Source organism: Skermanella aerolata KACC 11604 (genome assembly GCF_000936425.1).
Classification (GTDB): Bacteria; Pseudomonadota; Alphaproteobacteria; order Azospirillales; family Azospirillaceae; genus Skermanella; species Skermanella aerolata.
On sequence record NZ_AVFK01000003.1, the window covers coordinates 99,244 to 111,271 of the forward strand.

9 protein-coding genes are annotated in these 12,028 nt (G+C 59.6%); 3 read left to right on the forward strand and 6 right to left on the reverse strand.

Annotation, left to right across the window (positions count from 1 at the left end; all coding sequences use genetic code 11):
- Positions 1 to 71 precede the first annotated feature (71 nt).
- From N826_RS05720 to N826_RS05730, 3 genes are read right to left on the reverse strand one after another with little or no spacing between them, the layout of a single operon-like run.
- The gene (locus tag N826_RS05720; RefSeq protein WP_044426583.1) at positions 72 to 1,154 is read right to left on the reverse strand and encodes a GAF domain-containing protein; all 1,083 of its coding nucleotides are present in this window, start codon (positions 1,152 to 1,154) and stop codon (positions 72 to 74) included.
- Positions 1,147 to 4,602: a glutamate--tRNA ligase family protein gene (locus N826_RS05725; RefSeq protein ID WP_044426584.1), complete on the reverse strand. Its 3,456-nt coding sequence runs from the start codon at positions 4,600 to 4,602 to the stop codon at positions 1,147 to 1,149. Before N826_RS05725 ends, N826_RS05720 begins: the two co-directional genes overlap by 8 nt.
- Complete coding sequence (locus N826_RS05730; protein ID WP_147040279.1) at positions 4,599 to 5,450, reverse strand: hypothetical protein; 852 nt, start codon at positions 5,448 to 5,450, stop codon at positions 4,599 to 4,601. Before N826_RS05730 ends, N826_RS05725 begins: the two co-directional genes overlap by 4 nt.
- A gap of 566 nt (positions 5,451 to 6,016) precedes the next feature.
- On the opposite strand from N826_RS05730, the gene N826_RS05735 reads away from it, so the two are divergent.
- From N826_RS05735 to N826_RS05745, 3 genes are all read left to right on the forward strand, one after another.
- Positions 6,017 to 6,406, forward strand: a complete 390-nt coding sequence (locus tag N826_RS05735) for a hypothetical protein (RefSeq protein WP_044426586.1) — start codon at positions 6,017 to 6,019, stop codon at positions 6,404 to 6,406.
- Between the two features lie 223 nt (positions 6,407 to 6,629).
- Positions 6,630 to 8,084, forward strand: coding sequence for a glycan biosynthesis hexose transferase WsfD (wsfD, locus tag N826_RS05740; RefSeq protein ID WP_147040281.1), 1,455 nt, complete (start codon positions 6,630 to 6,632; stop codon positions 8,082 to 8,084).
- 56 nt (positions 8,085 to 8,140) lie between these two features.
- Positions 8,141 to 9,355: an NnrS family protein gene (locus N826_RS05745; RefSeq protein ID WP_052830862.1), complete on the forward strand. Its 1,215-nt coding sequence runs from the start codon at positions 8,141 to 8,143 to the stop codon at positions 9,353 to 9,355.
- A gap of 25 nt (positions 9,356 to 9,380) precedes the next feature.
- On the opposite strand, the gene N826_RS05750 is transcribed toward N826_RS05745, so the two are convergent.
- Genes N826_RS05750 through N826_RS05760 form a run of 3 tightly spaced genes read right to left on the reverse strand, consistent with a single transcriptional unit; the run spans position 9,381 to position 11,874 of the window.
- On the reverse strand, positions 9,381 to 10,835 hold the full coding sequence (locus N826_RS05750) for a sensor histidine kinase (RefSeq protein ID WP_052830863.1): 1,455 nt from the start codon (positions 10,833 to 10,835) through the stop codon (positions 9,381 to 9,383).
- Positions 10,835 to 11,494 (reverse strand): chemotaxis protein CheX, encoded by a 660-nt coding sequence (locus tag N826_RS05755; protein WP_044426589.1) that lies wholly within the window; start codon positions 11,492 to 11,494, stop codon positions 10,835 to 10,837. The genes N826_RS05750 and N826_RS05755 overlap by 1 nt, the downstream gene beginning before the upstream one ends.
- Positions 11,491 to 11,874: a response regulator gene (locus N826_RS05760; RefSeq protein ID WP_044426592.1), complete on the reverse strand. Its 384-nt coding sequence runs from the start codon at positions 11,872 to 11,874 to the stop codon at positions 11,491 to 11,493. Before N826_RS05760 ends, N826_RS05755 begins: the two co-directional genes overlap by 4 nt.
- Positions 11,875 to 12,028: the final 154 nt, after the last annotated feature.

Below are 12,028 nucleotides of genomic sequence, written 5' to 3' on the forward strand. Positions count from 1 at the left end.
TTGTCCTGTTCTTTTTCCTTCTCAGCGTCTTTATCTTTACCATTGTCTTTGGTGGTCTGTACCTCGGCTGGTCAGAAGCGCATCCGACGTCCGTCCTCGGCTCCAACGGAAACGTCAACGAAGGTGGCGTCGATGACTCCTTCCAAGCTGGTGATCTTCCGTCGGCACAGTTCCTCTGCCCATTCCCAAATCCTTTCCTCGTTGGGTAAACGGGTGTTGTCCTCCGGTGCGCTGAACTGTTCGACCAAATCGCTCAGCAGGAGGCTATGAGCACCGATGTCGACCCCCACCGGACGCCGGAATCGGTCTGCAAGATCTATAATCTCGTCGGCCGAGCGAAGAATGGCGGCCTCCCGCTCAGGCGTATAGTGGTTGGCTTCCGCCGACTCCAAGTTCAACACGCCGATGCATTCGTCGCCCCGGACCTTGATTGGAGCAACCGCTTCCGACTGTATGCTGTCGTCTGACGAGCGGTATTGCGGATGATTCCAGACATTGCCGACATTCTGAAAAACGCCGGTTCGCATTACCTCTCCGCAAATACCTTCCAGCTGACTCAAATAACGGAACTTGTCGCGCCCCTGACCGGCAGTGAAATAACGGATCGTTCCATCCCATTGCTTTAGAGCGATATAACCCCTGATGCTCTTTGTCTGGTCCACAGAGACTTGCACGGCATTGAGTATATGGTTTCTGATCTCAGTTTCTTCTCGCTCTGGCGTCGCCAGAATTTCCGCGATTTCCCCTCGCCATCCCTGAATTTTCCAGTGATGCGCGCGGTCGGCCGGATCTTCCTTGAAGTAGTCGATCAGTAAAACTGCCGTTGCCTTGTCCTTGAACGATATACTGGCCGCGATCTCGTAGATGGTCCGGGGGTCGCCTTTCAGGAAGGGGGTATTGGGGCGCTTCTCGTCCCATTCGACAATCTGCCCCGTGCGCAGAGCCTCGCCGATCAGCCCATCCTCCAGGTCGGTATGCCAGATCCGCCAGTCATGGTCGGTGGTAAACTGCCGCTTGACTTCGATTTCCCCGTCGCCGACGAATGCCAGAAGGCAGCGCGGTACACCGGGCTGCACATAGGACAAGAGTCTTTCCCGTAGCTTCTGCTCGACGATTGGCAGAAGCGCAGGAGGGAAAATCATGGGGTCATTCATTGTGTTGCCTCCAATCGCGCAGCTTAGTGAGGAACTGAAGAGGGCCCATGACATAGAGCAGTTCACGGAGCGGCGGACCGTCGGCAAGGCCGCATACGCAGAATCTGATCCACCGATAATATTTCCGCTCAAAGCCGTCGATCCATTCCTCGAGCCGGCCATCGTCGTGCGGCAATTCGATGTCGTCCGGCGCTTCCACCCCCGGAGGAACCGGCCTTTTCCCGGTCTGGCGCAGCGCCAGGATGACGGCCGCCAAGTCACCGGCGCCCGAGAAGTAACGCCTGCGTTCGTACAGGCGTAACGCCAGTTCGCGCAGCGAGTCCGTAATATCCGTTTCGCCGGAGGAGTTGATGCCATTTTCGGCGTATAGCTTCTCCGCAAAGTCATAAAGCCGGTAAGGCGGCAGTTTGACCAGCATGAGGTAGTCGATTCTCTTCAAGCCGGTGATACGGATCGAATGGGTTTGCTGCGACTGCCAAAGCATTTCAGGACGTACGCGATCCCGGTGATCGTAAAGAAAGCCATGGGCGCCGCACGGGGCAACCGCCTTGATCAAGGCCGTCAACGTCCGATAACCGAGTGACGCGCAGAACGGCTGGCCCAGGCTGTACAAGCACCAAGCCAGGATCGTTTCGGGAAAATAGGTGCCGTGCTGCCGGAGGAAAGAAATCGTATGTTCGGGCCGTAACTCCCGTTTCGAAAGCTGCACTCCCTTCTCGTCGACGACGCGGGAGACGTGGAAGTACGTTGGAGGACAGGGGAATGGGAACGGTCGAAAGGATCCCGTGTTGGCAATTCTCCTTTGTGCGCTCTGTTTTAATTGCTGGCCCAGGTTCTTCGAGTATGGATCCCTGGGGAAAGCCAGTGCTTCGCGGACCATACCCATGAACAGCGATTGCCGCGCAGTGAACATGGAATGTTCCTGGCGTATGTCCCTGACGACAAGCGAGTTGTTGATCATGTCATCGATGGCGCCGGCGAACTTGTACTTGAACCGGCGCACGTCACCTGGTTTCTTTGGCACCCACGTCAACGAATAGTCGAGAGGTTGTGCGTGCGGTGAGCGCGTCGGTGCCTTGTGCAGGACCCGCGGTCCGTGCCGCAGGTCCAGCCAATAGGAGAAGGCGGGTACGTTCGGATCGAGGCGCAATTCGAAGCTGCCATCCCGCCGCTCCGCCACAAGGCCTGACCGATTGAGGAGATCCAATGCAGAATTGTAACGTTCAGCCGCCATGCTACTGGTTTGGCGGTAGTGCTGCTTGGATGGAATGCCGATCCATTCCAGATCCTTCAGGATGAGGCCGATGTTGTGGTCGGCCATGTCCGGTTCGACGTTCGTGTCATCGAAGCGGATGTGAAAGCGCCCAAGACTTGCGTTGGTGATGGAGAAAAGATAAGCAATGATTGCGGTTCGCAAACTGCCGACATGCAAGGAATTGGACGGCGTCGGAGCGAACCGCGAGAAGGCATGATGGCTGGACAACAACGAGATCAACGTCTTGTCGTAAAGCTTCTTTTTCTGGATAATGTTTCCGAATATGATTTTCTGCTCACCATGAAATACCTGTAACGTCCGAACAAACGATGATATCGACGACACAGCCTTATGGTCGGCGCCCAGATGGTATTTTGGCAGGATGACTTTTGATAAAGGAAATATCAGATATTGGAAGAAGATGTTCGCGTCAATGAATATCCTCGAGATTTGGTTTCCCGGATCAAGCCACATCGGATGTACGCGGTCGGGTTCGAAGCCGAGTTCTTTCAGCTCCTCGTGAGTCGCCAAGCGCGCCGTGGCTTGCGGCTCGAAGGTGTATTGCAGGGCCGCCTCGTTGACGCTCGCATCCATGTCAACGATCGCCATGACGTAGGAGCCTGCGCGTTCGTAGATCAGAAACTTCGGTTCACGGGGCGGCTCACGCAGTATGTGAGCGGTCGGCAAATCCTGGTGTCGCCTGAGGACCAACATCAACTGCTCATCGCGGCGTTCGAGCAGTGTCAGAAAACCTTCCTCCTTCTTCACGACTGAAGTGAAGTTTGCCGGATTGAATTCAGCCTCGTAGCGAAGATCGGCTCGATGGGGGAGGACCAGCCTGGACAACTCGCATGCGAACTCCTCCATCGGTGTATTGGTATTGCCCGTCAGCCGGCTATGGGCGAGCGGCAGGTCCGAAGGCATCTCCGATCCACGTTCCAGCCAATAGACGGCGCGGTGGCCGATGCGGTCGTGGGGCGTGTCGCAGAGTGCCCGATAGATTTCAGGGCTGCGGCTCCGCAGACGCCGCGCGAACTCGGCATCGACGATCCACAATGTCGGTAAGCTTCTTGAAATCCAATCAAGTACGTCAGGACCCCGATGCTTGAGCGGGCCTTCCAAGTCGTGCAACCAGAATACGACGTCGTTCCGCGTGAAACAGGTGGCAGCCTCCAGTGCAAAGGGTTCGTTGCGACGGTGGTAGAATACTTGGATCGCTTCCTCCCTTGGACCAGGCTCCTGCCTTGAGCCATGTGGGATCTCGGGCGCCAACTGGCCAATCTGCTGCTGAAAATCGCCATTGTCTCGCAGGAATGCATGCAACAGGCGTGACGCGGGCGAGGATCCGTCGAGTGTCTCCGTCTCACGAGTCGATAGATTCTTTAAGTCGCGCATGGCTTTTTCACTCCGGGCACGATCTTGTGAATACAAACTGATGATCAATTCCCTTGGGACAGCTCTTCCTCGGTATGGATTCTTCGATATGATATGCCGTTGTTCCGGATCCGTTTTGTTTATATTTTTGAAAGACCGGAAATGATTTTCAACATCTCGTCCGATTGCTTTAGTGATGGATAAGTACCTAGCTATATCGTCTAAGGTAACGCTAATGTCGTTCCCCCCGGCAACTCCAGTCCGGATGCCATCGAGGATGCCGCCAGTAAATTGCGATCGCCACATCTCCACATGCGAATCATCCTTGCTGCACAAGACTTGGAGCGACTTCTTATGAGTGGCGAAACTGGAGCTGGTGAGTTCGCTTTCGATGTCCTGGCTAGCGACGCTTTTTAGAAATGTCCCACTATGACAGCAGTCAAGGATAACCGACACCTTTGTAGCCTTAGTGCTAAGAAGCATCCCCGCCAACAAGTGTCCTGAAATGGCGCATTGCCGCAGGTCGGTGTCTGTTGCGTTGACGGGCAGCAATACCATGTCGCCGTCAAGTAGTTTTGCACCATGCCCAGCAAAGTAGAATAAAAGTTCGTCCTTTACTGTAGCCGTATCGAAGAGGCGGCCGACGCTTTCAAGGAAACTTTGATATTGGTCGTTCTCTTTCAAACTCACATCTTGAAACCCTCCAAAGAGGGGGTTGGCAAGAAGCTTGCGTAGTTCCAGCGCGGTGTGCTGCACAGCCCCATCGAATGGTTGATACCAATCGTAGCTATCCATTGCGACGAGAAGCGCCTTCTTCATTGTTGTCTCACCGCTTCTTTGGAAACCGTCGTGATGAAGGACTGCACGCTTGAATCGCGCTTGGTCGGATGAAGGTCATAGAAGCCGCGCAAGAGTTTAAGGAACTGGCCCTGTTTAAGGCGACTACTCCTTTTCTGAGTCACTGGCCATCCGTGGAAGCACGGCTCGCTTGACGCGAAGGCGTAGATCAGCGTCCGCGCGACACGATCGTCCGTGGGGATAACGCCGAAACGATGGGTGCCAGCATCGATGCGGCCCTCCGGGATGCTGAGGAAGGCATTGAGGGCGATGAACTCACCCTCCTCGCAAGCCATCACGCGTAGGTAGGCGGGATAGTCGAGGGTCGCTTCGGTTGCTATGTCACTGCCCGTCGCGACAGTAAACTCTCGGATCGGCGGCAGGTTGGGAAGTGGGTTCTGGCTCTTGAAACGGATGCCCATCGAGATGTTCGGTCCCATTTTGAACAGGACCTGGTTGACCGGCTGCGCAAGCACCGTTGCGATCACTCCGCCGTTCAGCACGGAATCGACCGTCGCCATGATCGTCGGCAATTCTTCGTCCCACAACGTTTCACTCAGCCCCAGGTCGATGAGGCCCATTGCCGTCGTCAGTTCATTGACGAAGTTGCGGGGCGCCTTTTCCGGATAGTTGAGAAAACTAGACAGGTTAGAATCGTACATCATGCCGCGTCCGAGTCCTCGGACTTCGCGTAATGCATTAATAAGATGGCAAAGCTCTTTTCGGCTCTGACTCTGGATCTCCTCGCCCGTTTCCGGAACGACGAAGCCATGTTTGCGAAGCAGGTTCTGGACGGTCAAGACCTTGTCCGAAAAGTTTTTGATCATCACCCAATCCTCCTTCATTTCAAAGTTGAGTCGACGCTGGATTATCGAACTAAAGGCGTGCTTTATGTCAACATGTCTTTTAAAGTTGAATAAATTTATCGATATTACGTCCTAAAAGAGAATTTTTTGCCGCATTGCAGCAAATGCCTCCAGGATTGCGAAGAAGATCTATGGGGTTCCCCTCCAGATGAATTACCTCAAGTGTGACAGCGGCACCAGGTAAGCACAAGGCGTGAATAAAATTCTATAAGTCCAGATGCCCTGTGTTGATCTCACTCGAAGCACAACATATCGAAGCTAGGTGCCACGCCCGAAAACACAGATTTTAAAATTGCCGATCATCAAGTAAGAATATACGGCTGAATAAAATATTATAAATAATAATCTAAAGCGGCAGCAAGGCATCATCCAAAGAAGCATCTTCTATAAGATGGAATATTCTGTCATACCTTGCAAATATGTAGCTCGGCGGCAAAAATGATTGGCAGGCAAGGCGAGTACAACCGAATTACCCATCTTTGGCTCTTGGTTTCGTCAGCAGAAAACCTTTTGTAAAAGGAGCAGCAGTCATGACCGATAACCGGGACCCTGCATTCCATCTTTTCCGCTTCGCATTGGAAAGTGCCTTGATCGCTGTCAAGGCCACAGCTTTCATCGAGGAAATGGGTGCGTTGAAAATCAACCCCATGATCCAGAGTGGCTTGAATGAAGCCGTTCAGCAGATGACGGTGGCCGGAACGGTCAATCGTTTCGCCATAGTTCTCTGGGGCGAGTTGATGGCCCATGGCATAGCGTATTCTGCGCTCTGGTTAGTTGGCGTGATCGGCTGGGTCCTTCTGACTCAGCACCACGCCGTTTACTTGGCCGAAAGCACCGGCCGGCTGCTTCGCAGCCTCCAGGCAGCTTGCAGCAGCCGATTGAAGAAGCTTCGCGACATGAAGAACAGCGTCGGCAAGTAGAAAAGGGTGTCCGTCCGTCCGTATTTCTTTGCCAGCGCATCTGAAGGCAGCGGACGGATTCACTCCCGGGGGTATCCATGATGCCGTTTTCACAACTGATGAAACATCCCGATGGTCGCATTTCGATTCAAAATCTGCCTGATTGAACTTATGATACTGTCACGCGCGTGATGGTTGGGGAGGTCTTGCCAAGCCGCCGCCGGTAGGGAGAGTTGTTGGTACTATGGGAAGAAGCGATCGTCAGCCTCTACCGGCAGCACTGGCCTTGGTCATGCTGATCTACGCGGTGCTGGCGCCGTTGCTGATCAATACGGGCATCGCCGACAACGGCGATTTCTCCCGGTCGATGCAGTGGTTCATCGAGAAGCCGGCCGCCTTCGAGACCAACTGGCCGTCGGACGACGCCACCTGGGACCGCCGGTTCGCCAAGTTCTGGATCGACGAGTGGACTCCGAAGCCGGAACCCGCGCTGGGCGGGATGGAGAGCCGATCCTCTGCACAGCTGCTCAACATGGCGGGGATCGCGGCCAATGCCGCTGCCCGGACCGTCACCGGAAACACCGGTTATTCGCTGCGGATCGCCTCCATTCCCGCCCGGATCGTTGAACTGGCCGCCTTCGCGGCTCTGGCGATCCTGTTCCACGCCGCGACCGGAAGTGCCGCCCTGACCTTCGGGACGATGCTCTTCGTTTCGGCCGTCCTGCTTGATGTCAGCTACAAGGCCTTCTTCAACTCCTTCTACGAGGAGCGGGCCAGCCTGCTCTACCTGACGGTCCTGGTGCCCGCCGCCGTCCTGGCTTTCAGGGCGGCGGGCGGCTGGGGCTGGAAGATCCTGTTCGCGGCGGTGCTGGCGCTGTTCGCCACGTCCAAGGCCCAGTTCGCGCCGACGCCGGCGATCTTGCTGGCCGTGTTCCTGGCGCATTCCTGGGTATCGGGCATCCCCGGCCTGACCTGGCGCAGGGCGCCGGCCTTTGCGGCCTTGTTCCTGGTGCCGCAGATCGTCGCGCTGGCAGCCACGTCCGGCTACGAGTTCCGCAACGTCAATGCCTACAACGCGACGTTCATCGGCGCCCTGACCTTCAGCGAAGACCCCGGCCGGCATCTCGCCGATTTCCCGCCGGATGCGGCGCGCTGCATCGGCGTCAACGCCTTCGTGCCCGGCACCTGCTTCACGGAACTGGGAAGCCTGACCAGCCACGGCAAGGTCGTCTCGATCTACCTGAACGACCCGCCGGCGATGGCGTCCGCGGTGCATTTCGCTTCGGACGCCATGCAGGACATAGCGCTGGACGTCTACGGCAAGCGGCATCTCGACGGCCTGATAGAACCCCTGTTCGAGCCGTCTTTCTGGACCACCGTCAAGGGTCTGCTGCCGACCGGGTTCGGCTTCTACTTGCTGGCCCTGGCGCTGTCGGGCGTGCTGCTGCCGATATCCAGAACAGCCGGATTGCGGGGCTTCGCGCTGGCGGCGCAGTTCCTGTGCGCCGTCGCCGTCAGCCAGACCGTCATCACCGTCGTCGGCGACGGCAGGGCGGAGATCGCGAAGCATCTGCTGGTCGGCAACTTCGCCTTCGATCTGGCGGTGGTCCTGACCGCCGGGTTGCTGGTCCGGGCTGTCGCGTCCAGCCCGGTGGCGTCCAGGGTCTTTCCATCGCGCTTGACCGCGGTCAAGGGCTAGCCCGCCGGATCGGAGGATGGTGCGGCATGATCGCGCCACCATCAGGAACTCCGTCCATGACCATTCCGACGCCAGCCCCGACCCCCGGTCCCGGCTTCGACACCTCCGGCCTCTTTCGGGCGCCGGTGCTGTTCGCGTTGGGCTTCCGGCCCTTCTACCTGCTGGCGGCCCTGCTTGCCGTCGCCTGGATCCCGCTGTGGGTCGCGGCGTGGCACGGCCATCTGGCGTTGCCGGCCGGTTTCAACCCGGCGGCATGGCATACCCATGAGATGCTGTTCGGGTTCACCTCGGCGGTCCTCGTGGGATTTCTGCTGACCGCGATCCCGAACTGGACGGGCCGGCCGACGATCGCCGGCGCTCCCCTGGCCGGGCTGGCGGCGCTGTGGATCACGGGGCGCGTGCTGATGCTGGCGGGCGACGACCTGCCCTGGCAGGTCGTCGCCGGAGTGGACGTGGCTTTCCTGCCGCTGGCGGCCGCCGCCATGCTGCCGCCGCTGCTGGCCGCGCGCAACCGTCGGAACATCGCCTTTCCCTTCGTGCTGATGGTGCTGGCATCGGCCAACCTGGCTCTTCACTTGGATGCCGCCGGCGTCCTGTCAGTCGGCGCCGAGGTCACGCGGGGCGTGCTGGGAGTCATGATGATGATCCTGGTCGTGATGGGCGGCCGGGTGATCCCGTTCTTCACGAAGAACCGGCTGCCGGCGGCCGGGGCCGGCATCGACAAGCGGCTCGACGGGCTTGCGGTCGCGGCGACCGTGGCGGCGGTGACGGCCTCTGTGCTGGTTCCCGGCAGCGTCGCCGGCGGACTTGCAGCCCTAGCCGCCGCGGCGCTGCTGATCGCCCGTGCGCTGCCTTGGAAACCGTGGGCGACGCTGAGGGTCCCGATGCTCTGGGTGCTGCATGCCGGGCACGCCTGGATCGCGGTAGCGCTGGCCTTGCGGGCCGCCTCCGACTTCGGGCTGGACCTGCCGGCCGGCACCGCCGATCATGCCTTTACGGTCGGCGGGATCGGGGTGCTGACGCTCGGCATGATGGCCCGTACCGCGTGCGGCCATACCGGCAGGCCGATCGAGGCGTCGCGCCTGATGACGGCAGCCTTCGCGATCATCAATCTGGCGGCGGTTGTCCGAGTCTTCGGGCCGGTGGCCTTTCCCGATGCCCATCCCCTGATCGGTGTTTCGGCCCTGCTCTGGGCGCTGGCGTTCCTGCTCTACCTGATCGAGTTCTCGCCGATCCTGACCAGCGCGCGGATCGACGGCCGGCCGGGCTGAAGGCGGCGCCGGCGACTTTCCGGTCTCAGGCGGCGTTCTCGCCGTTTGCCCGGTCGGTCGAAGCGTCCGTCTGCTGGGGTGCGCCGTTCCGGCTGCCCCGGACCGTCACCCGGAAGGTCGTGCCCTTGCTGGCGGGAAGCATCTCCAGCTTGCCGCCGAGCTGGCGCGTCAGGGCCGTGACGATGCGCATTCCCAGCGTACGGGATTTCGCCGGATTGAAGTCCGCCGGCAGCCCGGGACCCTGGTCGCTGACGGTGAGCGCATAGCCGCCCTGGCCGCTCTCCAGTGCGACCTTGATGACGGCGGGGTCCGTATCGCGGTGCTTGATCGCGTTGGTGATCAGTTCGTTGGCGATCAGCCCCAGCGGTGCGGCATGGTCGATGTTGATCTCCAGCGGTCCCGCCTCCAGGACGAGGTCGCAGACGCTCATGCCGGAAGCTTCGGCCAGATCGTCGCACAGCTCCTCCAGGAACGCCGCGAAGTCCAGCGTGGAGAAGCGGTCGCTCTGATAGAGGCGGTAATGGACGCGGGCGACCGCCGCGATTCGGTCGGAGGCGTCCTTGAGCAGCGACTTGGCCAAGTTGTCGTCGATGCTCGCCCTTTGCAGGTTGAGCAGGCCTGATACGAGCTGAAGACTGTTCTTGACCCGGTGGTTGATTTCCCGCAGCAGCACTGTCTTGTCGGCGACCGCCTGCTCCAGCGCGTCGCGTACCCGCAGCCGCTCCGTCACGTCGCGCAGGATGCCCGTCACGAAGACGCGGTCTTCGCTCCGCCAGCTTGCCAGCGACAGTTCCAGGTTCAATGGCGTGCCGTCCCGCGTTTGGCCGACCAGCTCGACAGGCTGCAAGGCCTCCTCGTTGATCGCCAGGGCCGCCTGGTTGCGCGGCCAGTGGACGCAGCCGGAGGCGGACAGCAGCAGGCCGATATCCTTGCCGATGGCTTCCTGCGAATGGACGTCGAAGATCCGCTCGGCCGCCGTGTTCATCCATTGCAGGGTGCCGGCGGCGTCCGTCGTGACGATGGCGTCCTGCGCCGTGTCGACCACCGCCCGGTACTTGGCGTCGCGCCTTTCGCGCAGCACGCGCTCGCGCGTCACCGTGACCGTAATGTCGTTTACCTGGATCATGCAGCCGCCTGCGGCTTTTCCAGCCAGCGGGCGGATGATCAGGTTGTGCAGGAGCGGCCTGCCGTCGGGGAGGGTGAGCGGCAGCAGGCCGGCGTGCAGCGAATGGGTCAGGATGCTGGACGCGCCGGCCTGGAGCGCATCGTCCACGGCGCCGCGCAGCCGGCTGTCGGCTAGGTCCGGCAGCGCTTCCCACAGGGGTTTACCGGCCACGTCGGCGCGATCCAGGCCGCTGGCGCGCTCCATCCAGGCGTTCCACACCCCGACGCGGCACTCGTCGTCCAGAATGACGATTCCGGTATCCAGCGCATCCAGTATCGCGCCACCGGCCTGTGCCATGTCGAAAGACGCGTCCATCAGCTTCCTTCGAACCCCTTCAGATACTCGCGTATCAGGGTCTTGATGGCGGCGATCGAGGGAAGATCCATCAGCAAGGCGATATAGCCGTTTATGCTCCTGGCCCGCACCGCGAAATCGATCGTCAGGAAAAGCACCATTTCTCCGGGGTCTTCCTCCTCGTCGTCGCCGAGGAGCACCACCTGGCTGCTGCCGCGCATGACGCGGGGCAGCGACATGTTCAGGCTCTCCTTCAACATGTTGGCCATGACGACGAGGCAGCCGTTCAACACGACGTTGCCGATCTCCGCCAGCGCCTCCTGTTCCAGATCGACGATCTCATCCAGCGACAAGGTGTCGTCGAGGATGCTCCTGACCAGTTCCAGGCTGGTCTTTTCCGGGAAGATCAGCAGCGCCTGACCGGAGAACGAGCCGCGGAAGTCCTGGCCTACGGCGACCAGGCTGCTGTTCTCGCGTCTCGACAGCCATTCGACGGCGCTGTCGCGGGTCATGATCTCGGTGCGGGGAACGGCGAGATGGACCTGATCCTTGACCATCCGGCTCAGGTTCTTGGCGGCGCGGCTGACGCCGATATTGATGATTTCAGTAAGGGCGTCGCGCTCCAGCTCGGTCAGGAGGCCGTCGCCGCCGGTCGGGACGCCGCTCTGGTCCGGGGTCATTTGCCGGCACGCCTGAGCTTGAGGGTGGCTCCCGACAGGAAGGCCGCCAGCGCTTCTTCCGAAATCGGCTTTTCGACGAAGGCGGCGTCCAGTTCCCGGGCTCGGGCCAGTATGGCGTCCTGGGCATTGGCCGAAAGGATGGCGATCGGCATTTCCGGGTCGCGGTCGCGGATCTCCGAGGCGAGCCACAGGCCGTCGTGCTCCGGCATGTTGAAATCGATCAGGGCGATGTCGATGCCTTCCCCGTCCAGGAGGTCGAGGGCCTGTCCCGGCCCGGCCGCTTCGACGACCCGCCAGTCGGCCCGCGTCTTGACGAGGATGCTCTTCACAACCATCCGGGCGAGTTTGCTGTCGTCGACAACCAGCACAGTACGCGTCATAAACCCTATACCTCAAATATGATCATCAGGCCACGGTCCTGATAATTCGATCTCCAACAGCATAAATGCTGAAGCCGCTTTCTACCGCCCGTACGATGAAATGCGGTCATCAAGTCAGAATAATGCGATTCGATCGTTCACGGTTCCACATTTA

Excerpts from the sequence above, each read along its gene's own strand:
- N826_RS05720 (WP_044426583.1), bottom strand. The coding sequence starts at position 1,154 with ATGAATGACCCCATGATTTTCCCTCCTGCGCTTCTGCCAATCGTCGAG.
- N826_RS05725 (WP_044426584.1), bottom strand. The coding sequence starts at position 4,602 with ATGAAGAAGGCGCTTCTCGTCGCAATGGATAGCTACGATTGGTATCAA.
- N826_RS05735 (WP_044426586.1), top strand. The coding sequence starts at position 6,017 with ATGACCGATAACCGGGACCCTGCATTCCATCTTTTCCGCTTCGCATTG.
- wsfD (WP_147040281.1), top strand. The coding sequence starts at position 6,630 with ATGGGAAGAAGCGATCGTCAGCCTCTACCGGCAGCACTGGCCTTGGTC.
- N826_RS05745 (WP_052830862.1), top strand. The coding sequence starts at position 8,141 with ATGACCATTCCGACGCCAGCCCCGACCCCCGGTCCCGGCTTCGACACC.
- N826_RS05750 (WP_052830863.1), bottom strand. The coding sequence starts at position 10,835 with ATGGACGCGTCTTTCGACATGGCACAGGCCGGTGGCGCGATACTGGAT.
- N826_RS05755 (WP_044426589.1), bottom strand. The coding sequence starts at position 11,494 with ATGACCCCGGACCAGAGCGGCGTCCCGACCGGCGGCGACGGCCTCCTG.
- N826_RS05760 (WP_044426592.1), bottom strand. The coding sequence starts at position 11,874 with ATGACGCGTACTGTGCTGGTTGTCGACGACAGCAAACTCGCCCGGATG.